Origin of the sequence: Tistrella mobilis KA081020-065, from assembly GCF_000264455.2 — a bacterium.
Lineage (GTDB): Bacteria > Pseudomonadota > Alphaproteobacteria > Tistrellales > Tistrellaceae > Tistrella > Tistrella mobilis.
This window is the reverse complement of the sequence record NC_017956.1, coordinates 3,466,268-3,489,711: the sequence shown is the minus strand read 5'-3', so window position 1 is coordinate 3,489,711 and position 23,444 is coordinate 3,466,268. Positions and strand designations below refer to the sequence as shown.

Here is a 23,444-nt window from a genome sequence, read left to right as displayed (position 1 = left end):
GCGTGGATCGCGGGCGGAGACATGCCGCCACCATCCCGGGGCATCATCGGAGGGGCGGATGCCGGTCGGGACGGGTGCGGAGAGGGCGGGGCTTCAGTCGGCCACCGCCTTGAAGGTGATCAGCACCTGGCGGACCTCGACCAGCTGGCGGAGCTTGCGCGCCAGCTTTTCGGCCTCGCCCGGCACAACGTCGTCGAGCTGAACGTCGATATGAACCTCGTCCGCACGGCCACCGACCCGCTGGCTGTGCCAGCGCGACGGCAGCAGGCTGCGCAGGGCGAAGACTTCCAGCACCCGCGACATGGTGCCGACCTCGGCGGCGGCGACCACGAAGAAGCAGGCGGTGGCAGGCGCCACCGCTTCGGCTGCCGGGGCGAGATGGGCGGTGGTGGTGCTGAGGGTGGCGGTCAACATGGGGGCGGTCCTCGTCGTCGGTAACCGGGGCCCTGCTGTTGTCGGGGGCCGTTCTCCGGTCACGGTCTCTGTCCCGACATCCGCCTGCCGCAACCGTCACGGGCGGGCAGGGGATATCGCATGCCGTCATCTGGTCTCCCGGTTCTCAGTGGAGAACCGGGCCGATAATTCGAAGACCGGTCCAGCATGCAGTGTGACGCCGGCGGTGTCGGACAGAGACGCAGCTGCGGGGGGAGACGAAGACAGAAACGGTCATCGGGACCAACGCATCGATCTGGTGGCGGACCGCAGGCGCCGCAAGCCGGCAGCGACCCTCATCGCAAGACGGGAAAACCCCCGGCCCCCTCAGAAGAGGGCCGGGCCCGTAATTCGCGCAGAACCGCGCGTATGGCGATGTCCGATCATGCTCATGTCCGCGATGGTATACCGATGCGCCGGGCTGTCAAGCCCCGCGGGCGTTGCGCTACAGGATCTGGCCGGCCGTTGCCGGCCCGTCTAGGATAGGCACCGCATGCCCCGGCCCGTTCGGGCGGTGGCAGATCAAAGAGAGGCGCCCGCATCCCGCGAGGCGCCCGCACCCAGGAGACGCCCTCCCCCATGGCCCGTTCGGATTTCGATTTCCACTTCCCCTTCCGCATCCGCTATTCCGAGGTGGATGGTCAGCGCGTGGTATTCAATGCGCATTATCTGACCTATTTCGACACCGCGATCACGGAATTCCTGCGCTCGCGCGAGATCGGCTATAACGATCACTTCTCGCCGGATACTTTCGACTTCCACCTGGTCAAGGCGACGGTCGAATACAAGCGGCCGATCCGGTTCGACGACGAGATCGATGTCTGCGTGCGCATCGGCGCAGCCGGCCGGTCGAGCGTGACCTTTGCGATTGAAATCCATCCCAAGGGCGAGGACGCGCTGCTCTCCACCGGCGAGATCATCTGGGTCTATACCGATATGAAGGCCGGCCGCTCGGCGCCCGTGCCGGGCTGGTTTCTGGAGCGCATGGGCTGGCAGGGCGCCTGAGACGGAGCGCTGCGCCAGGGATCGGGGCGGTTCAATCCGCCTCGATCCGCTCCATATCCTCGTCGGAGAAGCCGTAATGGTGGCCGATCTCGTGGATCAGCACATGGCGGATCAGCTCGTAGAGCGTCGAGCCGGCGGCCTCGCCCTCTGTCTCGGCCCAGGCGTCGAGCAGCGGGCGGCGGTAGAGGAAGACCATGTCCGGCCAGGCCTGCGGCTGGGTCAGTGACCGCTCGGTCAGCGGCACGCCCCGATAGAGGCCGAGCAGGCCGAACGGGTCTTCGATGCCCATCTCCGCCAGGGTTTCGTCGTCGGGAAAATCCTCGACCCGGATGGCGACCGGGCCGATCGCCTCGCGGAAGGCGGCCGGCAGGCTGCCGAAGGCCTGATCGGCGATCGCATCGAACACATCGAGGCCGGGCGCCACGAGATTGCCATAGCGGCGGGCCGGATCGTCCTCGGCAGCGGTCATCGGGCTTGCGCCTCCGTTGGGATGTCACGTCTCTCGGGTTGACAGGCCCTGCGCCTGCTGGCCCTTCTGGTGGTCAGAGATCCGCGGGCGCCAGAGGCCCGTGGACGCGATATGGGGAGCCCCGACATGGTCGAAAAGCTCGACCCCGCCGCCCGTGCCGAACTTCTTGCCTCGCTCTCCGGCTGGACCGAGGTGGAAGGCCGTGACGCGATCGAGAAGACCTTCCGCTTCACCGACTTCAAGGCCGCCTTCGGCTTCATGACCCGGGTCGCCATTGCGGCCGACGGACAGGACCATCATCCCGAATGGTCGAACGTCTACAACCGGGTCACGATCCTGCTGACCACCCATGATGCCGACGGCCTGTCGGCGCGCGACGCGAAGCTCGCCCGGGTGATCGAAGAGGCGGCGGCCGGCAGCGGCCTGTCCACCTGACCGGTCATAGGGAAAGGGCCGCTCCCCGTCGCGGGGTAGCGGCCCTTTCCCTGTCGTTTTTGCGGCCCTGCCGGGTCCGGCGGCGGTTCAGCGCGCCGACATGCGGATGGCGCCGTCCAGGCGGATGACCTCGCCGTTCAGCATGCTGTTCTCGACGATGTGGCGGGCGAGTGCCGCATATTCCTCGGGCCGGCCGAGGCGCGAGGGGAAGGGCACGCTGGCGCCCAGGCTGTCCTGAACCTGCTGCGGCAGGCCGAAGAGCATCGGCGTGCCGAAGATGCCCGGGGCGATGGTGCACATGCGGATGCCGTGCTGGGCCAGTTCACGCGCAACCGGCAGCAGCAGGCCGACCACACCGCCCTTCGACGCCGAATAGGCCGACTGGCCGACCTGGCCTTCGAAAGCCGCGATCGAGGCGGTGTTGATGATCACGCCGCGCTCGCCGTCCTGGGTCACCGGATCGGCCTTCGCCATCTGGGCGGCGGCCAGGCGGATCATGTTGAAGGTGCCGATCAGGTTGACGTTCACCACCTTTGCGAAGGCGTCGAGCGAGGCCGGGCCTTCCTTGCCGAGCACCTTGAAAGCGGGCGCGATACCGGCGCAGTTGACCAGGATCCGGACCGGGCCGTGGGCCGCGGCGGCCGTCTCGAAGGCGGCCTCGGCGGCAGCCGGGTTGGTCACATCCAGCTTGATCGCCAGGCCGCCGATCTCGCGCGCCAGCTCTTCGATCGCCTCCTCGTTCAGGTCGACGACGGTCACCTTGGCGCCGGCGGCGGCGAGCGCCCGGGCCGTGCCGGCGCCCAGGCCGGAGGCACCACCGGTCACGACTGCGGCAACACCGTTGATCTGCATGGGTCCTGGTCTCCTCGATCGCTGTCGCTGCGGGGCCGGGGCGCGGGGCGGCGACCTCCGGAATGCTCCCCCATCGCCGGGCATTGATCCGCCATTCAGCGGCAGGGGTCAAGCCCGGCCGACCCGCGGGTCACCCTGCGACGGCCGGGTCGCGCCGCAGGCGGGCGCCCGGTTGCCGGATCAGGGCCGAAGCCATCGCGTGGCGTGAGGCCGGCGGTCAGGAGTCGAGGGTGCGGGTGCCGACCGGCGTCCAGCCGGCCCAGCCGGCCAGCCAGTCGATCAGGTCGTGGAAGGCATCGAGGTCGTCGTCGCCCGCAGGCGGCACCACCGTCGGGCGCCCGCCGCGTTCCACCACCCGGCTGAGGGCCAGCCGCCCGCGGCTTCGGTCCACCGCGACCACCGCCAGCCAGCGGGCACCGTCGCCCGCGATCAGTTCCTCGCCTTCGTCATCCTCGTGCTGGATCATCGGCCGCGAGGCGCCACCTGCCGAGGGCGCGCCTTCGAACACGCCCGAGAACACGATCGCGCTCGGGTTGGCCGCGACCGCGATCGCACGGGCGGCACGCTCGTCTTCCGGCCCGTCGCCGGGCAGGTCCAGCTCCAGCACCCGTTCGGCCTCTTCCTCGCCGCGATCCACTTCGGCCAGGAAGTCGGGGAAGTCCTCGCCCAGCGCATCCTGCAGGGCTTCGAGCCCGGCGTCCCCCATGCCGATGCGCGAGGCACCGAACCAGATCAGCCGCCAGAGCGGCCGGCCGTCGCCGGCTTCCACGCGCTCCACCGCCTCACGCTGATTGACGGCGAGAATGGTGGCGAGGGCGGGGCGGCTTGTCTCACGGTCGGTCATTTGTCCTCGGACGTGATTTCGGGGCGGTCGGGCTGTGGTGCCGTCGTGATCTGCCCGGCCGTGGGCCGGCTGGCCAGCCGCGCCTCGCGGCGGGTGATGTAGACGGCCGAGCCGATGATGACGGTTGCGCCGACCAAGGTCCAGGGGTCCGGTACCTCGTCGAAGAAGGCAAGGCCGATCAGCACCGCAAAGGGCAGGCGGGTGAAGTCGAACGGCATCACCGCCGAGGTGGGGGCGGCGGCATAGGCACGGGACAGGAAGATCTGGGCGATGATGGCGGTGGCGCCCACCAGAAGCAGCCAGGCCCAGCCTTCCCAGCCCGGCCAGGTCCAGACGAAGGCGGCCGGGATCAGCGAGATCGGCGTCATCACGATATTGGACCAGAAGGTGATCACCGCCGGCCCGTCATGGGCGGCCATGCGCCGGATCGAGATCGCCGACGAGGCCATGAACAGTGCCGAGGCGAGCGCGGCGATGGTGCCGGCCGACACCTCGGTAAAGCCGGGGCGCAGCACCACCAGCGTGCCGGCGAAACCCACCGCCAGCGCGGTCCAGCGCCGGGCCCGCACCGTTTCGCCCAGGGTGATGACGGCGAGCAGGGTTGCAAAGAGCGGCAGGGTGAAGTTCAGCGCCACCGCATCGGCGAGCGGGATGGTCGCCACGGCAAAGAACCAGGTGGACATCGCCAGGAAGCTGGTCAGTCCGCGCAGCCCGAACAGCGTCCAGCGCCGCCGGAAATCATAGGGCAGCGGCAGCCGGCGCAGCATGGGCACCATCAGCACCACGCCGAACAGGTTGCGGAAGAACACCACCTCCAGCGGGTGGACATGCTGGGCCGCCATGCGGATCTCGGCCGCAAGCAGGGCCAGCATGCCGCAGGCGGCGGTCATCCAGAGCCCGCCCACGATCAGGGCGCGGCCCGGATCGACCGGGGCGGACGGGACAGGACGGACGGGCATCTGGGGAACCTGACGGGCGGATCGCGGCGGGTGACGAGACAATAGACCCCCGATCGGCGGCGATGCCAATGGTCTGCGGATCCCCGCTTGCGCATGGCCGGAATGCAGGCGGCGGCGAACGCCGTATGGATGCGGCCCGCGATCCCGACAGCCGGACGCCCAAAGCCCGGCGGGCCAAGCACTTGCCGGATACCCGCGGTTTCGCCCCGGCCAGGGGCGGCGCTCATTGACAGCGTCGGCCCCGCCGCTTATCAAACGGGGACCGGGGGTATCATCGGGGGGAAACCCTCGCGAGAAAAGGCGGTATGCATGAGCAAGAAAGTCTACCCTGACGCGGTGGCGGCGCTCGCCGGCCTGCTCAGGGACGGCATGACCATCATGTCCGGCGGCTTCGGACTGTGCGGCATTCCGGAAAACCTGATCCTTGCGATCCGCGAGTCCGGCGTTCGCGACCTGACTGTCATCTCGAACAATGCGGGCGTCGACGGCTTCGGCCTCGGCATCCTGCTCGAGACCCGGCAGGTGCGGAAGATGGTCTCGTCCTATGTGGGCGAGAACAAGACCTTCGAGAAGCAGTACCTCGCGGGCGAGCTGGAGCTTGAGTTCAACCCGCAGGGCACGCTGGCCGAGCGCATCCGCGCCGGCGGTGCCGGTATCCCGGCCTTCTTCACCAAGACCGGCGTCGGCACCATCGTCGCCGACGGCAAGGAAGTCCGCGAGTTCGATGGCGAGCAGTACGTCATGGAGCGCGGCCTGGTCGCCGATCTGTCGATCGTGAAGGCCTGGAAGGGCGATACCGAAGGCAATCTGGTCTATCGGATGACCGCCCGGAACTTCAATCCGATGATGGCGACCGCGGGCAAGGTGACCGTGGCCGAGGTCGAGGAACTGGTCGAGCCGGGTGCCCTGGGCGCCGACGCGATCCATACCCCCGGCATCTTCGTCCAGCGGATCCTGGCCGGCAGCAATTACGAGAAGCGCATCGAGCAGCGCACCACTCGTGCCCGTGGGGAGGCGTGACCATGGCCTGGACTCGCGAAGACATGTGCCGTCGCGCGGCGAAGGAGCTGAAGGACGGCTTCTACGCCAATCTCGGCATCGGCATCCCGACGCTGGTCGCGAACTACATCCCCGACGGCGTGCATGTGGTGCTGCATTCCGAGAACGGCATGCTCGGCATGGGGCCCTTCCCCTATGACGACGAGGTCGACCCCGACCTGATCAATGCCGGCAAGCAGACGATCACCGAACTGTCCTATTCCAGCTATTTCGACAGTGCGACCAGCTTCGCCATGGTGCGTGGCGGCCATATCAACCTGTCGATCCTGGGCGCGCTGCAGGTCTCCGAGACCGGCGATCTCGCCAACTGGATGATCCCGGGCAAGATGGTCAAGGGCATGGGCGGCGCCATGGACCTGGTGGCCGGCGTTCAGCGCGTGGTGGTCATCATGGACCACAATGCCAAGGACGGGTCGGCCAAGCTGGTCAAGGAATGCAGCCTGCCGCTGACCGGCAAGGCCTGCGTCGACCTGCTGATCAGCGAGGTCGGCGTGTTCAGCTTCGAAGACGGTCTGACCCTGATCGAGCTGGCCCCGGGCCTGACGGTCGACGAGGTCAAGGCCCGTACCGAGGCCGAATTCAAGGTGGCGCCCGGTCTCGCCTGACTGGACGATCTCGCCTGACCGGACGATCTGCCTGACGACTGACAAGGCCGGCATCGCATCCCGCGGTGCCGGCCTTGTCTCGTTTCAGCCAAAGGCGTCCGATGGCCGGATCACGCCGACCTCGGCACCGGCCCAGCTGGTGATGCCGCGCCGGCTCCAGGGGGCGAGCGCATCCAGATCGGCGGCATCGAACACGCCGAGCCGGGCCAGCGTGGCCAGCAGGGCGGTTTCGGCGGCCCTGACCGCCCCGTCCTCGACCTTGAGCGCCACCCCGAGACCCAGGCCGGGCAGGGCTGCGGCATAGACGCCTTCGGCGCCGACCTTGGCCAGCACCCGGCCCTCGGCCTGACGGGCGATGGCGGAACAGAGCCGGCCTGTGCCGGCGATCATCTCGGGCGCCGACCAGACGGCCCGGCTCAACCGGGCCATGGCATCGCGCCGGGCGGCGGTTTCGCGCGAGGGGTCGGCAATGCGGGCGAAGGCGAGCGCGAGGGACCGAAGCGGCATGGCGATGACCGGGATGCCGCAGCCGTCGATCCCTTCGGGCGCATCATCCAGCGGATGATCGCCCAGCTCCGACAGGGCATCCCGCCAGCGCCGCTGTACCGGGTGGTCGCGATCTCCATAGCCGGTGATGGCCTCGCCCAGATGGCGGGCGGTGGCCAGGAAGCCGCAATGCTTGCCGGAGCAGTTGTTGTGGGCGCGGGAGGGCGCGCCGCCGTCGCGCGCCATGGCGCGGGCGGTTGCGTCGTGCGACGACCAGTGGGCACCGCAGATCAGGTCCTCGGTGCCGAGCCCCATACGATCCAGCCAGGCCGACACCCGGCCGACATGCATCGGCTCACCGTTATGGCTGGCCTGAGAGAGGGCCAGTTCCGCCGCGCTCAACCCCATCGCATCGGCCGCGCCGCTTTCGATCAGCTGCAGGGCCTGGATCGGCTTGGTGGCAGAGCGGGGAAAAACCGGCCGGTCGCCATCGCCCAGCGCCAGGATCACACGGCCCCGTGCATCGCACACCACGACAGCGCCGCGATGGCGGCTTTCGACGAAGCCGCCGCGGACCACTTCGACCAGAACCGGATCGCTCATCATCACCCTCTCCGCCTCCACTGTGCGTCCGGCGGTCAGGATGATGCCGCAATCCCCGCAGTTCAAGGCTTCGGGGTGGCGCTCAGAAGCGGATGAAGGGGTTGAGCAGCCGGCCGACGGTGCCGGTCAGCGAGATCGGGGCGTCGAGCACCGCAAGGCACAGACATTCGCCGTCGTCATGGGCGATGGGGCGATGATCCACCTCACCGGTGGAGATCGCGACATCGCCGGGGAAGAAGTCGCCGCTCTCGTCGCGATAGCCGCCGGCCAGGACCATCAATGCCTCGGTGCCCTTGTGGGTATGCTGGGGCATGGCGCGACCGGCGCCGATCTTCATCAGCACGGTACGGGTGCCCGGATGCCGGCCGACCGCAAGGTCGATGACATGGACGCCGGGACCGTTCCAGCGCCAGGGCAGATCCTGGGGTGCGGTGGGCAGATAGGCGAGCAATGGCCTCGGCAGGCGCAGCGTACCGTCGCCTGCCGGCAGCAGGGCGTCCAGATCCACAGTCTGGTGACCGGGCCGGTGACCGGGCCGCGCCGGCTCGGCCGCGGCATCCTCGGCATCGATCCGGGCAAAGAGTGTGGCCAGCGCGTCATCCGCCAGTGCGACCGGTGCCTGATCCTCGAGCAGGGCCCCGCCCGTCGCGTCGAGCAGGCGCAGCGTCTCGCGGCAGGTCGGGCACAGGGCGGCATGGCAGGCGACCAGCAGGGCGTTCGCCTCGTCCAGCGTGCCGGCCGCGTAATCGACCAGCCACGCCTCCGGCATGTGGTGCTGCGGACCCATCGTCTCGTGATGCTCCATCAGTGTACCGGCCCCAGCGCCGCCCTGAGTTTGGACAGCGCCAGTCTCAACCGTGACTTGACCGTACCGAGGGGAAGGTCTTCGCTCTCTGCAATGGCGCTGTGGGACTTGTCCTCGAAGAACGCCATATGCAGCAGGCGGGCCTGCTCCTCGGGCAGGGTTCCGATGGCCGCCTTCAGCCGTTCGGCCTCCTGGCCGGCGGCATAGGCAGTTTCGGCCGGCTGGGCCAGGCCGTCCCCGACCAGGGTCGGGTCGTCCAGCTCGATCTCCGGCCGCTTCTCGCGGCGCAATTCGTCGATGCTGCGGTTGCGGGCGATGGTGAAGATCCAGGTCGCCACGGATGCCTGGCGCCGGTCGAACCGGTCGGCCTTGCGCCAGACGGTCAGCATGGCTTCCTGGGTGACTTCTTCAGCCCGCTGGGCATCGAGGCCGCGCCGGATCAGGAAACCCTTCACACGGGGCGCGAACCACGCATACAGCTCGGCGAATGCCCGACGATCCCGGTCGTGTGCGACCAGGACCATCAGATCGGCCATGCGTTCAGATACCGTGCGCGATCCGTCGGACGGGCCGCCACGACCACTCACCGTGCTCATGGCGCCATCTAACAGGACTCCTTTCCGCGCCGCAAGGCGCGGACGGATGCAGGTCTCATCGGTCATGGACCGGCCTTTCAGGCCATTGGTTCCTTTGTCCGAGAGATACGCGGACCGGCGCTGAGCGGATCAGTGCAAAACGACGCCCCGCGAAAAAGTTCCGCGGGGCGTGGATGGGCGTGGGTCAGGCGATGGTGGCCCGGCCGGGGTCGGATCAGCGGGCGCTGCGGGTGCGGCGGCCGTCCAGACCTGCCTCGGCGCGGGCGATCAGCCGGCCGATATCCTCGCCCGGCTGCAGGGTCGCGCGCGAGACCGAGAGCGCGATCCGGCCCACCGCTTCCCGGTTGTCGCGACGCACGATCCGCCGGCCCGAGACGATGTTGCGGATCTGCTCGGCGATGGCCCCGGATTCACTTTCGGTGGTGTGGGGCAGGGCAACGGCGAAGCGCTGGGCACCGAAGCGGGCGGCGACGTCACGTCCGCGCACACCGTCGGCGAGCGTCTTGCCCACCAGCCGCAACACCTGGTCGCCGATGCCGGGCCCATGGGCGGCGGCGATGGCGTCGAAGCCTTCGACATCGACCAGCATGACGGTCAGCGGGTCGCCGGTCTCGCGGGCCAGTGCGATCTCCTCGCCCAGGCGCAGCTCGAAATGCCGGCGGTTGGCAAGACCGGTGAGCGGATCGGTGGCGAGTTCGCGCCGGACCTTGTCCAGATCGCGGCGGACACCGCCGATCTGATCGGTGGCGGCATCGAGCGAACGCACCGCGCCCTCGGTCCGCTGGGCCGTGCGCCGGGCCAACAGCGCCAGCCCCCGGGCCGCCTCGGCCAGGCGGCGGGGGTCGATCGTGTCGCCCTGCTCCAGCCGGTCAGCCAGGCGCTGGGCCTCGTCGGCGGCCGTATCGAGAGCCGAACGGGCGCCTTCTGCGGCGCTGAGCGCGCGTTCCGCCTCTGCTGCAAGCCGGGCACCACCTTCGCGGACCGCCTGGGCCTCGCGGGCCATTCCGAAATGCCGCTCGAAGGCTTCCCGCAGGAAATCCGGGGTCAGCTGCCCGCCATCGGTCAACAGCCCGTCGATCGCCCGGCTCAGTTCCGGATCGCGACCGGCCTCGTGGACATAGGCCACCGTATAATTGATCGGATTTGGCGCAACTGCGTGGGATTTGAGAAGTCCGAGGGCAGCCTGTGCGTGGGATTCCGACCGATCGGTCTGCTCCGCGTATTCCACGCGACCCCTCCGACAACTCTGCTGCATACGCGGCGCCGGCATCACCGGCGCAGGGTGCATCCGCCAATTCGGACGCACTCTGTAGCATAAGGGTTCAATTGTTTAAGAGTCGTTAACGCACATCGCAGTGCAAAAAATCGACGCCGGGCCTCAGTCTGCGGCGGTCGCGACGCCGGCCTCGGCAAAGGTGGCCATCCCGTTATGGGTGGCGATGGCCGCCTGGACCAGGGCCGAGGCCAGCACCGCGCCCGACGCCTCGCCGAGTGCCATATCGAGATCGAGCAGCGGCCGCTGGCCGATGGCGGCGGCCAGGCGCTGATGGCCGGGTTCGCGTGAGAGATGGGCGATGCGGCAATGGTCGAGGGCGGTGGGATCGAGCTTCCAGAGCACCGCTGCGGCGGCGGTGCAGGTGAAGCCGTCGAGCAGCACCGGCACACGGAGCATGCGGGCCGCGATCACCGCCCCGACGATGGCCGCCAGTTCGTGACCGCCGAGCCGGCGGAGAACCTGGAGCGGGTCGGCAAGGGCCGGGCCATGGAAGCCCAGAGCCTCGTCGATGACCGCGATCTTGCGGGCGAGGCCGGCGTCGTCGACGCCGGTGCCGCGACCGGCCCAATCGGCGCCCATGCCGCCGAAGAGAGCGGCGGCGATGGCCGAGCCGGCGGTGGTGTTGCCGATGCCCATCTCCCCCAGGCAAAGGATGTCGATGCCGGGCTCCACCGCCCGCATGCCGAAGGCGATGGCGCGCAGCACCTCGGCATCCTCCAGCGCCGGGCCGCGGGTGAAATCCGCCGTCGGCTGGTCGAGGCCCATCTCATAGACCGACAGCCCCGCCCCGAACGAGCGGCAGAGCTGGTTCACCGCCGCCCCGCCTTCGACGAAATTCGCCACCATCTGCCCGGTGACCGAGGCGGGATAGGCCGAGACGCCCCGTTCGGCGATGCCGTGATTGCCCGCGAAGACGCAGGCGAGCGGCCGGGCGGCCCGGGGCGGATGGGCGGCCTGCCAGGCGGCGGTCCAGATCGCCAGCTCTTCCAGCCGGCCGAGCGCTCCGCGTGGCTTGGTCAGTTCCGCGTCGCGGGCGCGGGCGCGCTCCATCGCTTCCTCGTCGGGGCCGGGAAAGGCGCGGACCAGCTCGGCGACGCCGGCGAGATCCGTGAACGGGATGGCGGAATGGTCGGCTGCCACGGCTCGGGGCCTCCTGAGGCGCGGGCCGCCGGCGCCCTCAGGGGCGTCGCGGCCGGTCGATGCGGACGGTCGTCCCGAACGATACCGGGACGCGATGGCCGGAACGATTGCGCGCCCGGCCCCTCCGGTCAAGCCTTCTGGCGTCGCTGACGAGCCGCAGACTGGTCGGGTGGCCGGGCTGCCGCTATCTTCGGGCGAGTTCCCCGTTCCGCAACCGACCTCGCAGGCTCATGACCGATCCGCTGCCCGTCCTGCCGCCGGCGCCACCCCCGCCACCCCCTGCGCCGCCGCCGGCACGACCGCTCGACGGGTTGTGGCTGGCGCTGGGGCTGGTGACCCGTCTGCCGGTTCCGGCGCCGCATGGTCTGCAGCCGGCCGCGCGCTTTGCCGGCTGGCTGGGGCCGGCCGGGCTGATCGCAGGCGGGCTTGCCGGGCTGGTGCTGGCGGGGGCGGCAGAGGTTTTCGCCGATCGCTGGATCGCGGCCCTGCTGGCCCTGATCGCCGCGGCGCTGATCGGCGGGCTGATCCACGAGGACGGCCTTGCCGATGTCGCCGACGGTTTCGGCGGCGGCCGCGACCGGGCGGCGAAGCTGGAGATCATGAAGGACAGCCGTGTCGGCACCTTCGGCGCCGGGGCGCTGATCCTGGGCTTCGGCTTGCGCGCGGCGCTCTATGCGGCGCTGGCTCCGCTGGGCCTCGGGGCGGCCGTGCTGGCCGCGGGGGCAGGCGGGCTGTCCCGCGCCGCCATCGGCCTTGCCATGGCCTGGATGCCACCCGCCCGGCGGGACCGGCCGGGCCTTGCCGATGCGGCGGGCCGCGGCCCCGCGGCCGCAGCCCTTACCGGTCTGGTCGCAACCCTGCTGATCACCGCCGGGTTTGGCTGGTGGGTGCTCGATCTCCAGGCCCTGCCGGCGGTGCTGGGGCTTTTGGCCGGTGCGGCGATCGGCGCGCTGGTGATCCTGCGCCTGGCGCTTCGCCAGATCGGTGGTGCCACGGGCGATGTTTATGGTGCACTTCAGCAGGTGGCCGAAATCGGCGCGCTGCTCCTGGCCTATGGAGGCTTGCTGTGGTGGCCGTGACCCGCTGGTACTGGTTGAGGCATGCCCCGCTTGCGGCATCGGCCCTCGGGCGCATCCATGGCGCGGGCGAGGCGCCGGTCGACCTGCCGGCGCCGATGCGGGCGGCACGGATCGCGCGCGCCCTGCCCGAGGGGATGCTGCTGGTGGCGAGCCCGCTTGCCCGTGCCCGCGACACCGCATCCGTGCTCCGGCCCGACCTGACGGCGCAGATCGAGCCGGGCTTCATCGAGCAGGATTTCGGCCTCTGGGAGGGCCGCGTGCATGCCGAGATCGAGGCGGCGGAGCCCGAGGCCTATGCCGCCTTCTGGCGCCAGCCTGCCCGCGCCCGCCCGCCCGGGGGCGAACGCTATGCTGATGTGATCGCCCGGGTCGCCGCGACCGTCGACCGGATCTCTGCCGAGGCCGACACGCGACCCGTGGTGGTGGTGGCCCATGCCGGGGTGGTGCGGGCCGCCCTTGCCCAGGCGCTGGGGCTGACGCCCGAGCAGAGCATCTCCTTCGTGGTCGATCCGCTGTCGCTCACCCGGATCGACCGGATCCAGATGGATGACGGCGCGGTGCTCTGGCGGGTGGAGACGGTGAACCGGCCGCTGCCGACAGGAGAAGACGAGCCATGCTGACCCTGGTTCTGGGCGGGGCCCGCTCGGGCAAGAGCGCGCTGGCCGAGCGGCTGACGCTGTCCGCAGCGGGAAACGCGCCGCCGCTCTATGTCGCCACGGCCGAAGCCTTCGACGACGAGATGCGGGACCGCATCGCCCGCCATCGCGCGGATCGTGGGCCTGGCTGGAGGACGGTCGAAGCCCCGGCCGACCCGGCGGCGGCGATTGCGGCGGCTGCGGACGCGGGGGCGGTTCTGCTCGACTGTCTGACGATCTGGGCGGCGACCCTGATGCATCTGGAGCGGGATCCGGATACCGAGACGGCACGTCTCGTGGCGGCCGCCCGCGATCTGGGCCGGCCGGTGGTGATGGTGGCGAATGAAGTCGGGCTGGGCATCGTGCCGGACAATGCGCTGGCGCGGCGGTTTCGTGATGTTGCGGGACGGATGAACCAGCAGGTGGCGGCCGCGGCCGACCGGGTGATCTTTGTGGCGGCGGGCCTGCCGCTGGTGCTGAAAGGGCCTTCTTTCGGTGCCGGAGAGGTCGCATCTTGATCGCACCCCTGTCACAGCCGGTCATGGCATAACAGCGGGGAAGAGGACGGCACGGAACCGATCCCCGCCGCTGTGGCTTCAGGGATCGGGGCTTCACAGATCAGGCGGAGCCCGCAGGCTCCCCGCCGCTGCCGTCGGATACGCACCCGCCGAGGAGTTTTCCCCATGTTCCGCATGCGCCTCAACGACCGCCGCCCGCTTGCGCTGACCGTCGCCACCATGGCTGCCATGGCGCCGCTGGCGATCGTGGCGCCCGCCTATGCCAACGATCAGCAGGAGACGGTCTCCAAGGCCGCCGCCACGGTCGAAGCGATCCGCAATTCACCCCAGGGCAAGGATTTCGAGGCCCAGCTGAAAAGCGCGCGGGCCGTGCTGATCGCCCCGAGCCTGGTCAAGGCCGGCTTCATCATCGGCGGCGAGGGCGGCGTCGGCGTGCTGATGGCCCGCGATTCGGGCGGCTGGCGCGGCCCGGTCTTTTACGACATCGCCAAGGGCGGCATCGGCCTGCAGGCCGGCGTGCAGGTGTCGGAGACGGTGCTGGTCGTGCGCACCGAGCGCGGCCTGCAGAAGCTGCTCTCCGACAAGGTTTCGCTGGGCGGTGACGTCTCGATCGCGGTGGCGACCGTCGGTGCCGGCGTCGAGGGCAGCACCACGACCAATATGGATGCCGACATCGTCGCCTTCTCCAACGCCAAGGGCCTGTTCGGCGGCGCCTCGCTCGACGGCACCGTGATCGTGCCCGAAGAGGACTGGAACCGCGCCTATTACGGCCAGTCGCTGACGGCGGAGAACATCCTGCGCACCAATGTTTCGGACGGCAAGGCCGACACGCTGAAGAGCACGCTCTCGGGCCGCTGAGCCGGCAGGCCGCCCCCTGGTCGAGCAGGATGGCCCGGTCGAGCAGGATGGCCTAGTCGAGCAGGGTGGTGAGCAGGGCCAGCAACGGCGCACCGGCCATGCAGGCACGCAGATACAGGGTGAGGGCCCGGTCGATATCGGCCGGGCCCGCTTCCGTGTCGCCGCGGCCCATCCAGGCATCGTCCACCACCCGGTTGCCATAGCGGCGCGGGCCGGCAAGCCGAAGCCCCAGGGCGCCGGCCATCGCCGCTTCCGGCCAGCCGGCATTTGGGGACCGGTGGCGGCGGGCGTCGCGGCGCATGGCGGCCATCGCCTCGCCGGCATCTCCTGGTCCGGGCAGGGCGGCGGCAAGAGCAATCAGCCCGCCGGCGATCCGGGCGGCCGGCCAGTTGACCAGATCGTCCAGCCGCGCCGCGACCCGGCCGAAGGCGGCATGGCGCGGGGTCATATGACCGATCATGCTGTCCATGGTGTTGATCGCCTTATAGGCGGCGATACCGGGCAGCCCCGCCACGGCGAACCAGAACAGCGGCGCCACCACCCCGTCGGAAAAATTCTCGGCCAGACTCTCGATCGCGGCCCGCGACACCCCGGCCTCGTCGAGGCTTTCAGGGTCACGGCCGACGATGCGGGCGACCATGCGCCGGCCGGTGGCGAGCCCGTCGCGGGCAAGCGCATCGGCCACGTCGCGGACATGTTCGTACAGGCTCTTCTGCGCGACGAGGGTCATGGCGATCAGCGCCTCGCCGACCCAGCCGAAGGGGAGGCTGCGCAGCAGCCCCGACAGGGCCCAGGCGATGAGCGCCGTGCCGCCCGCCACCAGGACCACGGTCAGCGCGCCGCGGCGCACCCGCTCCGCTTCGCTGCGCTCCGGGCGGTTCAGCCGGCGGTCGAGTGCTGAAATCGCCCGGCCGATCACCGCCACCGGATGGGGGATGCGCGCCCAGAGTCCGGGCGGGTCACCGATGAAGCCGTCGAGAACCGCGACCACCAGCAGCAGAAGGCCGGGATCGGGCGCGAAGACCGGACCGATGATGGCAGCGAGGGACAGCGTGTCCGCGGGCATGGAAACAGACCCCCCGGGGCGAAAAGGACGGAAGATCGCCGGAGTGTGCGGTGGCGGCAGGGGAGGGTCAATCGTCAGTGGGAGGATGGCGAGCGACGATCGGTCGCAGATGCGGCGGTTGCGGCTCCCGGCCCCGACTGCTATGGGGTGGAGACGTCTCCATCGCCGGCCCCGACCCCTGGTCCCGGCGGTGGTCCCGTCGGGGCTCTCCGGTCTCCCTCACCGGGCGCCCCTCGGCACTTCCCGACCGGTGGCCTTCCAGCCTTGCCGGCCTTCCCCGCGGATTGTGAACATCATGTCGAAGAAGGCCCCCCGCCGCCCGTCCATTCTGGCCGTCATCGCGATCGCCGCGGTGGTCGCGATCGGTGGTGTACTGGCGCTGCGCTGGGTGGAAATGTCGGCGGATCGCGCCGGCGGCGTTTCCTCGGGCCGGGCCCTGATCGGCGGGCCCTTCGCGCTCAACGATCAGACCGGCAAGCCGGTCACCGACCAGGATTTCCGTGGCCGGCTGATGCTGGTCTATTTCGGCTACACCTTCTGCCCGGACGTCTGCCCCACCGACCTTCAGAAGATTTCAGCGGTCATGGAGATGCTGGGCCCGGATGCCGACAAGGTGGCGCCGGTGTTCATCACCGTCGATCCTGAGCGTGATACCACCGATCAGATGGCGCGTTACCTCAGCCTGTTCAATGATCACATCACCGGCCTGACCGGAACGCCCGAGGCCATTGCGGCGGCGGCCAAGGAATATCGCGTCTATTATCAGGCGGTGCGCGACGACGCCAGCGCCACCGACTATCTCGTCGACCACAGCGCCTTCATCTATCTGATGGACCGCGAGGGGGCCTATCTCACCCATTTCAATCGCGGGGACACGCCCGATACGATCGTGGCGGCGATCAAACAGCGTCTTTGATGGCACCTTGCTGCATTTTGCAGCGCATCCAGGTCTGCCGGGTGACCGTTTCGGGTCGTTGTCGTGGATTTTCGGCAACGTCTTCGGAACTCGTTTACTTTTTCGGCGGATAATGCCTAATTGAAACAGATGTTTAACACGGGCGCTCTCCGGAAGCGCGCGAACGGGCCTTTCTGGCCCTCTGCGCAACGGATGCAAAGCCCGGACCGAAGACCGAACCAGCCTCGACCGACCGAGCCGGCGCCCGCGAATGGTGCCGGCCGTATCAAAGATCGACAGTGACAGACGGCATCGGCCACGAGGGAGGTGGACGATGCCGCCGCAGCCGGCGGCTTCCCCAGTTCCGCCGGACAGCGCGTGAGGGGTCATGCTTTACCAGCTCCACGAACTGCATGCCGCGACCGTGACGCCCATCCGTCTGATGGCGAAGGCCGCGCAGCGCATCCACAGTTCGCCGTTCAATCCGATGTCGTACTCGCCCTATGGTCGCATGGTTGCGGCCGCGGCCGAGGTGATCGAGCGCGTCACCGACCGCTACGAGAAACCCGCCTTCGGGCTTGACCACACCATCATCGACGGCCGCACCGTGCCGGTCGTCGAGGAGATCGTCCACGATCTCACCTTCTGCAAACTGCTGCATTTCCGCCGCGATACCGAGGGTCTGAACGACCCGAAGCTGCTGCTGGTGGCGCCGCTGTCAGGGCATTACGCCACGCTGCTGCGTGGCACGGTCGAGGCCCTGCTGCCCGACCACGACGTCTACATCACCGACTGGGTCGATGCCCGGATGGTGCCGGTCTTCGACGGGCCCTTCCATTTCGACGATTATGTCGAATACGTCATCGAATTCCTGCATCTGCTGGGCCCCGGCACCAATGTGATGGCGGTCTGTCAGCCGTCGGTGCCGGTGATGGCGGCAGTGTCGCTGATGAATGCGGCCGACGATCCGTGCGCGCCCGCCACCATGACCCTGATGGGCGGCCCGATCGACACCCGCGAGAGCCCGACCCAGGTCAACCAGCTGGCCATGACCCGGCCGCTGAAGTGGTTCGAAGACAATGTCATCCACTCGGTGCCGGGCATCTATCCGGGCGTGATGCGCCGGGTCTATCCGGGTTTCGTGCAGCTGACCGGCTTCATGACCATGAACCTGGAGCGCCATATCGGCGCCCATGTGAAGCTCTACGAGCATCTGGTCCGCGGCGACGGTGACAGCGCCGAGTCGCACCGGTCGTTCTACGACGAATATCTGTCGGTCATGGACCTGCCGGCGGAATACTACATCGAGACCATCGACCGTGTGTTCCAGCGCCATCTGCTGCCCAAGCGCGAGATGGTCGTGCATGGCAAGCTGGTCGACCCCTCGGCCATCACCCGGACCGCGGTGATGACGGTCGAAGGCGAGTTGGACGACATCTCGGGCATCGGTCAGACCCGGGCGTCGCACAAGCTGTGCGACAGGTTGCCGGAGCACATGCACGCCCATTACGAGCAGGCGGGCGTCGGCCACTACGGCATCTTCAACGGCCGCCGCTGGCGCGAACAGGTGAAGCCGCGCATCGCCGCCTTCATCCGGGCGCACGCCCCGGCCTGATCCGGGTTCCTGGCCTGACAGATCCGACGGCAGAAGGGCCGGCTTCCCCGAAGGAAGCCGGCCTTTCCTTTGCCCCATGTCCGCCCGATCACCCGTCTCCGCCCGATCAGCGGCTCCAGATGTCCTCGTCGATCTCGCCTGCGAGTTCGGGATAATCGGCGGCGTGGAAGACCGGGATCTGGCCGCCACGACGCTGTTCCAGATAGTCGCGGGTGAGCTTCGCGACCGTGCCCGAAAGCAGGACGATGGCGACCAGATTGATCACGGCCATCAGGCCCATGGAAGTATCGGCCGCGTTGAACACGGTCGAGACGCTCTCATAGCTGCCCCAGAGCACCATGGCGAGAGTGCCGCAGCGCAGGATGGTGATGCCGATGGCGCTGTCGGCCTTCACGAAGACCAGGGCGTTCTCGGCATAGGCGTAGTTGCCGATGATCGAGGTGAAGGCGAAGAAAAAGATCGCCACCGCCACGAACCAGGCACCGGCATCGCCGATATGGGCGGTCAGCGCTTCCTGGGTGAGCTGGGTGCCGGTGACGCCCGAGCCGGGCACCAGCCGGTCGGACAGCAGGATCATGATCGCGGTCGCGGTGCAGATCAGCAGGGTGTCGATGAACACGCCCAGCGACTGCACGAAGCCCTGCGAGGAGGGGTGGTGCGGATCGGGTGTTGCGGCGGCGGCGATGTTCGGCGCCGAGCCCATGCCGGCCTCGTTCGAGAACAGGCCCCGCTTCACGCCGTTGAGCATGGCGGCCGCCATGCCGCCGACGATGCCGCCGGCCGCCTGCTCGATACCGAAGGCGCTGCGCAGGATCATGCCGATCGCGGCCGGCACTTCGCTGATGTTGACCACGATGACATAGAGTGCCACGGCCAGATAGATCACCGCCATGAACGGCACCACCAGCTCCGCCACCCGGGCGATCTGGCGGATGCCGCCGAAGATGACGATCGCGGTCAGCACGGCGATGGCGAGGCCGATCCAGATCTTACCCAGGCCGAAGGCCGCCTCGCCGGCCTCGGCGATGGAATTCGCCTGCACCGCATTGAACACCAGGCCGAAGGTCAGGATCAGGAAGATCGAGAACAGCCAGCCCGCCCAGGGCGCCTTCAGTCCCTTGGCCATGTAGAAGGCCGGGCCGCCGCGATACTGGCGATGACCGTCGCGAACCTTGTAGAGCTGGGCGAGGCTGCTTTCGGCATAGGCGGTGGCCATGCCGATCGCCGCCACCACCCACATCCAGAAGATCGCGCCCGGCCCGCCCAGATACAGCGCCACGGCCACACCGGCCAGATTGCCGGTACCGACGCGAGAGGCAAGGCTGGTGCACAGCGCCTGGAAGGGCGAGATGCCCGAGCGGTCGTTATCCCCTGAGCCGATCACCGCCCGGATCATCTCGGGAAAATGCAGGATCTGGACGAAGCGCAGGCGGAGGGTGAAGTAGATGCCCACCCCCAGCAGGCCGTAGATCAGCACATAGCTCCAGAGCAGGGTGTTGAGAAAATCGATGATTGCATCCATACGGGCCGGACCCCTTTCGGCTGGTCGGACCCGTGGTTGGATGTTTCGAATTCAGGCCCGACCCCACCATTTGAACCGATGGCGCGAACTGGCGCCAGTGACACGGCGATCTCCGCCATGCCACCTTCCGGCAATCGGCATACGCAGATCTATAAATTCAGAACAGATTGAAGCTTTCTCCCGTGATCGAGACCGGCCAGCGCCCCCGTTCGTAGAGCCGGAATTTGAGCGCGAAGGGATGCTCGGCCCCCAGCCCCGCCGCCAGGACCAGGGCCGCCTGATGGCAGGCCTGAACCGCATGGCCGGCGGCAGCCCGGGCCAGCGCCTCGTCGTCCAGACCGCCGACCCGCATCGACAGCACGGCGGCCGGGCCGACCAGAGAGGCGGCCTGATGGGCGACATGAGAGAGCGCCACGTCGAGCGCCTCTTCATCGGTGATCTCGAGCGCGGTTTCATGGGCGACCGCGCGGAGATGCTCCTCCTCCTCCCAGGACAGGGAGTGCATGTCCAGTGCCTCGGCGCAGTCCGCCGCCTCGTACCAGTCGCCGACCGGGACCACCGCGGCGCCGGGGAAGCCCAGCGCCGACAGGTAGTCTTCGGCCGCAGCCCGGTCGTCGGCGTCCAGCCGGTCGCCGACGCGCGAGAACCAGGGGATGGTCTCGAGCATGCGGGCGAAGCGGGCGACCGCCGCCAGTGCCGGCTGATCCGCCAGCGGGTGATCGGGGTCGAAACGGTCGTCGTCGTCGTCGAAATCGTCGGGCAGGCGGGGCATGAGGCAGGGTATCCGGCAGGGGGTCAGGCGGCGGCTTCGGCGCGGGCAGCCCATGCGCGGGCGGCCTCTCCGAACGCCTTGAGGATGGCGTCATGGGCGGGATCGATCCGCCACAGGGCCTCGGGATGCCACTGCACGCCCAGGACGAAGCGGCGGCCGGGGATCGAAATCGCCTCGACCAGACCGTCCTCGGCCCGGGCTTCGACGCGCAGCCCCGGGGCCAGCCGGTCGATCGCCTGGTGGTGCAGGGAGTTGACCAGGAAGGGGGCGACACCGCCCTGGATCCGGGCGAGCAGGCCGCCGGCTTCGGGCATCACCGGATGGGCATGGCCGAAGCGCTCTTCCCAGGGCAGGCTGGCATCGTCGCGATGATCCATCATGCCCGGCACTTCGTGGACATGCTGGTGCAGGCTGCCGCCCAGGGCGACGTTCAGTTCCTGATGGCCGCGGCAGATGGCGAGCAGCGGCATGTCGCGCTCGATCGCGGCGCGGATCAGCGGCAGGGTGGTGGCATCGCGCGCCGGATCGCCCTTGTTGCCGGGCCGGGGCGCCGGGCCGCCATAGATCTCGGGCGCGACGTTCGAGGTGCTGCCCGTGACCAGCACGCCGTCGACCAGATCCAGCACCTGATCGATGTCGATGCCGGAGCCCAGCGCCGGCACGATCAGCGGCATGCCGCCGGCACCATCCGCCGCGGCTTCGACGTATTTCATGCCCGCCGCATGGGAGGGGCTGCCCTCGACCAGCTTGATGCAGGCGGTGACGGCGATGACCGGCCGGCGGCCGGAGGAGATGGGCGCGCTCGACAAGGCGATCGGCTCCGATGGCTGGTGCGGCCGCTGCGACAGGCCGCGAGGTGGCGTGCTCAGATGCTGGATCGTTGAGGCTGGGGCGAGAGGCGACGCCGACGGGCCAGATACCAGCCGGCCATCGCCAGGCCACGCGCCGCGAACAGGCCGAGGAAGGCGATCCACAACCCGTCCGCCCCCATCATATCGGGCAGAACCAGCGCCGGTCCAAGATGTATCGCGAAGGCGATGAGCATTGCATCGCGCATGGCGCCCGACCAGGTGACGCCGATGAACACCCCGTCCAGCCAGAAGCAGGCCCAGGCGATAAGCGGCAGGGCGACGACATAGGGCAGAAGATCGCCGGCCACCCGCCGGACCTCGTCGAGATCGGTGAGGGTTTGGATCAGCAGCGGGCCGGCGAGGGCGAAGACCAGAGCCGCCAGCACGCCCAGCGCCGCGGTCCAGATCCCGGTCATGCGCACGGCCCGGTCGAAGCCCGCCAGATCGCCGGCGGCAAGGGCGCGTCCGGCAAGAGATTCGGCCGCATAGGCCATCCCGTCCAGCCCCTGCGAGGCCATGCTGAAGAAGGTGAGCAGCAGGGCGGTGGCGGCAAGCTGGGTGGTGCCGAGCCGGCCGGCCAGGCTCATGAACAGGGCGAAGCCGCCGATCAGCAGCAGGGTGCGGACGAAGATGTCGCCATTGATCCGGGCCATGCGGGCGATGGCCGGCCAGTCGCCCAGGGCCCGTCTGCCGGGGCGGGGCGTGCGCTCGCGGGTCAGGGTGCGAAGCGCGGCCGCAAGGCCGATCAGACAGCCGGTCCAGTCCGCCACGGCACTCGCGATCGCCAGCCCGTCGAGGCCGAGGCCCAGATTCAGGGCCAGCAACAGGTCGAGCCCGGCATTGACCAGATTAGTCGCCAGGATCATGGCGAGCGGCAACCCTGCCTCTCCCCGGCCGACGAACCAGCCGACCAGCACCAGCACGGCCAGGGCGGCCGGCAGGCCGGCCAGGCGGATCAGGACATAGCCGGCCGCCAGGTCCCTGACCGCGGGCGCCGGGCCGAACAGGGCGAGCAGCCAGGGCAGGGTGACGGTAAGTCCCAGGCCGAGCAGAGCGGAGAGCCCGAGTGCCAGCGCCAGCCCGCGGCCCAGTACGGCGGCACCTTCCGGGCGGTCGCCCCGGCCGGCCGCGCCGGCGGAAAGCCCGGTGGTGCCCATGCGCAGGAAGCCGCAGCACCAGACGAAATACGACAGCAGCTGGCCGCCGATCGCCGCGGCGGCCAGGCTGCCCGCCGAGCCCAGATGGCCGGCGACGCCGGTATCGACGGCGCCTAAGGCCGCGACCGACAGGTTGGACAGGATCATCGGCCCGGCGATCCGCCAGATCGCACGGCTGTCGACCGCGGAGCCGGCCTCGGTCACAGGACCATCACTTCCCGGGCCTCGTCACTTCTTCGGGGCGAAGCGATTGAAGACGAAGAGGTCGCTGTCCAGCGTCGGATCCAGCTTCACATCGCTGAGCGTCACCCGGGTGACGCCGCGCTGCGGATCGGTCACCACCCACTGGCGCAGTTGCACCGGGTTGTCGGTGAAGACCAGGGCGAGCGAGCCCAGATCCGGGTTCTTGGCGTCGCGAAGCGTGATCGCAAAGGCATTGGCATCGCGCTCGTAGCCGGCGAATTCGAGCAGCGGATCATCGAAATCGAAAGTCTCGCGGGTCAGCAGCCCGGCGGGCGTCTGGCTGAGCGGGATGTAGGAGGGCTGATCGAGCTTGCGGTCGTAATGGATCAGTTGCGATCCGTTGGCGACCAGAAGCTGATCGACCGGCGGATCGTAATCGACCCTCAGCCGGCCCGGCCGGGACAGGTAGAAGGTGCCTTCCGAGGTCGAGCCATCGGCTGCGACCTGGGTGAAATGCGCCTTCATACGCCGGAAGCCGTTCAGATAGGCTTCGGCGCGGTCCATGTCGCGTCGGGCTTCAGCCGCGGCGACATTGGGTGCCTTCGCAGGAGCGGCAGCCGGCTTCTGCTGCGCGAGGGCGGCCTCGGGCAGGGCCGTGGCGATCACCGCGAGGGCACCCGCAGCGAAAGCGGCACGGCGAAGGGTGCCTGACAGGCGAAGGGACATG

General features: G+C 69.1%; 26 protein-coding genes. 10 read left to right on the top strand and 16 right to left on the bottom strand.

The window, feature by feature from the left end; genetic code table 11:
- Positions 1 to 93: 93 nt before the first annotated feature.
- Positions 94 to 414: a hypothetical protein gene (locus tag TMO_RS15955; RefSeq protein ID WP_014746682.1), complete on the bottom strand. Its 321-nt coding sequence runs from the start codon at positions 412 to 414 to the stop codon at positions 94 to 96.
- Between the two features lie 597 nt (positions 415 to 1,011).
- Between TMO_RS15955 and TMO_RS15950 the strand changes: the two genes are divergently transcribed.
- The gene (locus tag TMO_RS15950) at positions 1,012 to 1,437 is read left to right on the top strand and encodes an acyl-CoA thioesterase (RefSeq protein WP_014746681.1); all 426 of its coding nucleotides are present in this window, start codon (positions 1,012 to 1,014) and stop codon (positions 1,435 to 1,437) included.
- Positions 1,438 to 1,468: 31 nt separating this feature from the next.
- Here the strand turns inward: TMO_RS15950 and TMO_RS15945 are convergent, their stop codons facing one another.
- Positions 1,469 to 1,906, bottom strand: coding sequence for a metallopeptidase family protein (locus TMO_RS15945; protein WP_014746680.1), 438 nt, complete (start codon positions 1,904 to 1,906; stop codon positions 1,469 to 1,471).
- A 126-nt stretch (positions 1,907 to 2,032) separates the two neighbouring features.
- Between TMO_RS15945 and TMO_RS15940 the strand changes: the two genes are divergently transcribed.
- Positions 2,033 to 2,341 (top strand): 4a-hydroxytetrahydrobiopterin dehydratase, encoded by a 309-nt coding sequence (locus TMO_RS15940; RefSeq protein ID WP_014746679.1) that lies wholly within the window; start codon positions 2,033 to 2,035, stop codon positions 2,339 to 2,341.
- Positions 2,342 to 2,428: 87 nt separating this feature from the next.
- On the opposite strand, the gene TMO_RS15935 is transcribed toward TMO_RS15940, so the two are convergent.
- From TMO_RS15935 to TMO_RS15925, 3 genes are all read right to left on the bottom strand, one after another.
- A complete protein-coding gene (locus TMO_RS15935; RefSeq protein WP_014746678.1) occupies positions 2,429 to 3,193 on the bottom strand; it encodes an SDR family NAD(P)-dependent oxidoreductase in 765 nt (254 codons plus the stop codon).
- A gap of 217 nt (positions 3,194 to 3,410) precedes the next feature.
- Entirely contained in the window at positions 3,411 to 4,037 is a 627-nt protein-coding gene (locus TMO_RS15930; protein WP_014746677.1) for a hypothetical protein, read from the bottom strand.
- A complete protein-coding gene (locus TMO_RS15925; protein ID WP_014746676.1) occupies positions 4,034 to 4,996 on the bottom strand; it encodes a DMT family transporter in 963 nt (320 codons plus the stop codon). The genes TMO_RS15930 and TMO_RS15925 overlap by 4 nt, the downstream gene beginning before the upstream one ends.
- 309 nt (positions 4,997 to 5,305) lie before the next feature.
- On the opposite strand from TMO_RS15925, the gene TMO_RS15920 reads away from it, so the two are divergent.
- Both TMO_RS15920 and TMO_RS15915 read left to right on the top strand, forming a co-directional pair.
- A complete protein-coding gene (locus TMO_RS15920) occupies positions 5,306 to 6,016 on the top strand; it encodes a CoA transferase subunit A (RefSeq protein ID WP_041605027.1) in 711 nt (236 codons plus the stop codon).
- A gap of 2 nt (positions 6,017 to 6,018) precedes the next feature.
- Complete coding sequence (locus TMO_RS15915) at positions 6,019 to 6,660, top strand: CoA transferase subunit B (RefSeq protein ID WP_014746674.1); 642 nt, start codon at positions 6,019 to 6,021, stop codon at positions 6,658 to 6,660.
- Positions 6,661 to 6,744: 84 nt separating this feature from the next.
- Here TMO_RS15915 and TMO_RS15910 read toward each other — a convergent pair whose 3' ends face one another.
- From TMO_RS15910 to cobT, 5 genes are all read right to left on the bottom strand, one after another.
- The gene (locus tag TMO_RS15910) at positions 6,745 to 7,752 is read right to left on the bottom strand and encodes an asparaginase (RefSeq protein ID WP_014746673.1); all 1,008 of its coding nucleotides are present in this window, start codon (positions 7,750 to 7,752) and stop codon (positions 6,745 to 6,747) included.
- Positions 7,753 to 7,831: 79 nt separating this feature from the next.
- Entirely contained in the window at positions 7,832 to 8,536 is a 705-nt protein-coding gene (locus tag TMO_RS15905; protein WP_041605025.1) for a ChrR family anti-sigma-E factor, read from the bottom strand.
- 17 nt (positions 8,537 to 8,553) lie between these two features.
- On the bottom strand, positions 8,554 to 9,216 hold the full coding sequence (locus tag TMO_RS15900; protein WP_272481404.1) for a sigma-70 family RNA polymerase sigma factor: 663 nt from the start codon (positions 9,214 to 9,216) through the stop codon (positions 8,554 to 8,556).
- A 148-nt stretch (positions 9,217 to 9,364) separates the two neighbouring features.
- The gene (locus tag TMO_RS29560) at positions 9,365 to 10,276 is read right to left on the bottom strand and encodes a sensor domain-containing diguanylate cyclase (protein ID WP_014746670.1); all 912 of its coding nucleotides are present in this window, start codon (positions 10,274 to 10,276) and stop codon (positions 9,365 to 9,367) included.
- Between the two features lie 252 nt (positions 10,277 to 10,528).
- The gene (cobT, locus tag TMO_RS15890) at positions 10,529 to 11,566 is read right to left on the bottom strand and encodes a nicotinate-nucleotide--dimethylbenzimidazole phosphoribosyltransferase (RefSeq protein ID WP_014746669.1); all 1,038 of its coding nucleotides are present in this window, start codon (positions 11,564 to 11,566) and stop codon (positions 10,529 to 10,531) included.
- Between the two features lie 230 nt (positions 11,567 to 11,796).
- On the opposite strand from cobT, the gene TMO_RS15885 reads away from it, so the two are divergent.
- The 4 genes from TMO_RS15885 to TMO_RS15870 all read left to right on the top strand — a co-directional run bounded on the left by TMO_RS15885 (position 11,797) and on the right by TMO_RS15870 (position 14,656).
- Complete coding sequence (locus TMO_RS15885) at positions 11,797 to 12,645, top strand: adenosylcobinamide-GDP ribazoletransferase (RefSeq protein ID WP_014746668.1); 849 nt, start codon at positions 11,797 to 11,799, stop codon at positions 12,643 to 12,645.
- Positions 12,636 to 13,265, top strand: a complete 630-nt coding sequence (locus TMO_RS15880) for a histidine phosphatase family protein (RefSeq protein WP_014746667.1) — start codon at positions 12,636 to 12,638, stop codon at positions 13,263 to 13,265. Before TMO_RS15885 ends, TMO_RS15880 begins: the two co-directional genes overlap by 10 nt.
- Positions 13,259 to 13,798 (top strand): bifunctional adenosylcobinamide kinase/adenosylcobinamide-phosphate guanylyltransferase, encoded by a 540-nt coding sequence (cobU, locus tag TMO_RS15875; protein ID WP_014746666.1) that lies wholly within the window; start codon positions 13,259 to 13,261, stop codon positions 13,796 to 13,798. Before TMO_RS15880 ends, cobU begins: the two co-directional genes overlap by 7 nt.
- Before the next feature lie 165 nt (positions 13,799 to 13,963).
- A complete protein-coding gene (locus TMO_RS15870; RefSeq protein WP_014746665.1) occupies positions 13,964 to 14,656 on the top strand; it encodes a lipid-binding SYLF domain-containing protein in 693 nt (230 codons plus the stop codon).
- Positions 14,657 to 14,708: 52 nt separating this feature from the next.
- Here TMO_RS15870 and cbiB read toward each other — a convergent pair whose 3' ends face one another.
- Positions 14,709 to 15,722 carry an adenosylcobinamide-phosphate synthase CbiB gene (cbiB, locus tag TMO_RS15865; RefSeq protein ID WP_014746664.1) on the bottom strand — a complete coding sequence of 338 codons (1,014 nt, stop codon included), beginning with the start codon at positions 15,720 to 15,722 and terminating at the stop codon, positions 14,709 to 14,711.
- A 295-nt stretch (positions 15,723 to 16,017) separates the two neighbouring features.
- On the opposite strand from cbiB, the gene TMO_RS15860 reads away from it, so the two are divergent.
- Positions 16,018 to 16,638, top strand: a complete 621-nt coding sequence (locus TMO_RS15860) for an SCO family protein (protein WP_014746663.1) — start codon at positions 16,018 to 16,020, stop codon at positions 16,636 to 16,638.
- A 367-nt stretch (positions 16,639 to 17,005) separates the two neighbouring features.
- Entirely contained in the window at positions 17,006 to 18,232 is a 1,227-nt protein-coding gene (locus TMO_RS15855) for a polyhydroxyalkanoate depolymerase (protein ID WP_014746662.1), read from the top strand.
- 106 nt (positions 18,233 to 18,338) lie between these two features.
- On the opposite strand, the gene TMO_RS15850 is transcribed toward TMO_RS15855, so the two are convergent.
- From TMO_RS15850 to TMO_RS15830, 5 genes are all read right to left on the bottom strand, one after another.
- Positions 18,339 to 19,754, bottom strand: a complete 1,416-nt coding sequence (locus TMO_RS15850; RefSeq protein WP_014746661.1) for an alanine/glycine:cation symporter family protein — start codon at positions 19,752 to 19,754, stop codon at positions 18,339 to 18,341.
- 157 nt (positions 19,755 to 19,911) lie between these two features.
- Entirely contained in the window at positions 19,912 to 20,526 is a 615-nt protein-coding gene (locus TMO_RS15845; RefSeq protein WP_014746660.1) for a hypothetical protein, read from the bottom strand.
- A gap of 23 nt (positions 20,527 to 20,549) precedes the next feature.
- Positions 20,550 to 21,335, bottom strand: coding sequence for a gamma-glutamyl-gamma-aminobutyrate hydrolase family protein (locus tag TMO_RS15840; protein WP_014746659.1), 786 nt, complete (start codon positions 21,333 to 21,335; stop codon positions 20,550 to 20,552).
- A 56-nt stretch (positions 21,336 to 21,391) separates the two neighbouring features.
- Positions 21,392 to 22,738, bottom strand: a complete 1,347-nt coding sequence (locus TMO_RS15835; RefSeq protein ID WP_014746658.1) for an MATE family efflux transporter — start codon at positions 22,736 to 22,738, stop codon at positions 21,392 to 21,394.
- A 24-nt stretch (positions 22,739 to 22,762) separates the two neighbouring features.
- Positions 22,763 to 23,443, bottom strand: a complete 681-nt coding sequence (locus TMO_RS15830) for a LolA family protein (RefSeq protein WP_014746657.1) — start codon at positions 23,441 to 23,443, stop codon at positions 22,763 to 22,765.
- Between the last annotated feature and the right edge of the window lies 1 nt (position 23,444).

Coding starts and splice junctions, on each gene's coding strand:
- TMO_RS15955 (WP_014746682.1), bottom strand. CDS start 414: ATGTTGACCGCCACCCTCAGCACCACCACCGCCCATCTCGCCCCGGCA.
- TMO_RS15950 (WP_014746681.1), top strand. CDS start 1,012: ATGGCCCGTTCGGATTTCGATTTCCACTTCCCCTTCCGCATCCGCTAT.
- TMO_RS15945 (WP_014746680.1), bottom strand. CDS start 1,906: ATGACCGCTGCCGAGGACGATCCGGCCCGCCGCTATGGCAATCTCGTG.
- TMO_RS15940 (WP_014746679.1), top strand. CDS start 2,033: ATGGTCGAAAAGCTCGACCCCGCCGCCCGTGCCGAACTTCTTGCCTCG.
- TMO_RS15935 (WP_014746678.1), bottom strand. CDS start 3,193: ATGCAGATCAACGGTGTTGCCGCAGTCGTGACCGGTGGTGCCTCCGGC.
- TMO_RS15930 (WP_014746677.1), bottom strand. CDS start 4,037: ATGACCGACCGTGAGACAAGCCGCCCCGCCCTCGCCACCATTCTCGCC.
- TMO_RS15925 (WP_014746676.1), bottom strand. CDS start 4,996: ATGCCCGTCCGTCCTGTCCCGTCCGCCCCGGTCGATCCGGGCCGCGCC.
- TMO_RS15920 (WP_041605027.1), top strand. CDS start 5,306: ATGAGCAAGAAAGTCTACCCTGACGCGGTGGCGGCGCTCGCCGGCCTG.
- TMO_RS15915 (WP_014746674.1), top strand. CDS start 6,019: ATGGCCTGGACTCGCGAAGACATGTGCCGTCGCGCGGCGAAGGAGCTG.
- TMO_RS15910 (WP_014746673.1), bottom strand. CDS start 7,752: ATGATGAGCGATCCGGTTCTGGTCGAAGTGGTCCGCGGCGGCTTCGTC.
- TMO_RS15905 (WP_041605025.1), bottom strand. CDS start 8,536: ATGGGTCCGCAGCACCACATGCCGGAGGCGTGGCTGGTCGATTACGCG.
- TMO_RS15900 (WP_272481404.1), bottom strand. CDS start 9,216: ATGACCGATGAGACCTGCATCCGTCCGCGCCTTGCGGCGCGGAAAGGA.
- TMO_RS15885 (WP_014746668.1), top strand. CDS start 11,797: ATGACCGATCCGCTGCCCGTCCTGCCGCCGGCGCCACCCCCGCCACCC.
- cobU (WP_014746666.1), top strand. CDS start 13,259: ATGCTGACCCTGGTTCTGGGCGGGGCCCGCTCGGGCAAGAGCGCGCTG.
- TMO_RS15870 (WP_014746665.1), top strand. CDS start 13,964: ATGTTCCGCATGCGCCTCAACGACCGCCGCCCGCTTGCGCTGACCGTC.
- cbiB (WP_014746664.1), bottom strand. CDS start 15,722: ATGCCCGCGGACACGCTGTCCCTCGCTGCCATCATCGGTCCGGTCTTC.
- TMO_RS15860 (WP_014746663.1), top strand. CDS start 16,018: ATGTCGAAGAAGGCCCCCCGCCGCCCGTCCATTCTGGCCGTCATCGCG.
- TMO_RS15855 (WP_014746662.1), top strand. CDS start 17,006: ATGCTTTACCAGCTCCACGAACTGCATGCCGCGACCGTGACGCCCATC.
- TMO_RS15850 (WP_014746661.1), bottom strand. CDS start 19,754: ATGGATGCAATCATCGATTTTCTCAACACCCTGCTCTGGAGCTATGTG.
- TMO_RS15845 (WP_014746660.1), bottom strand. CDS start 20,526: ATGCCCCGCCTGCCCGACGATTTCGACGACGACGACGACCGTTTCGAC.
- TMO_RS15830 (WP_014746657.1), bottom strand. CDS start 23,443: ATGTCCCTTCGCCTGTCAGGCACCCTTCGCCGTGCCGCTTTCGCTGCG.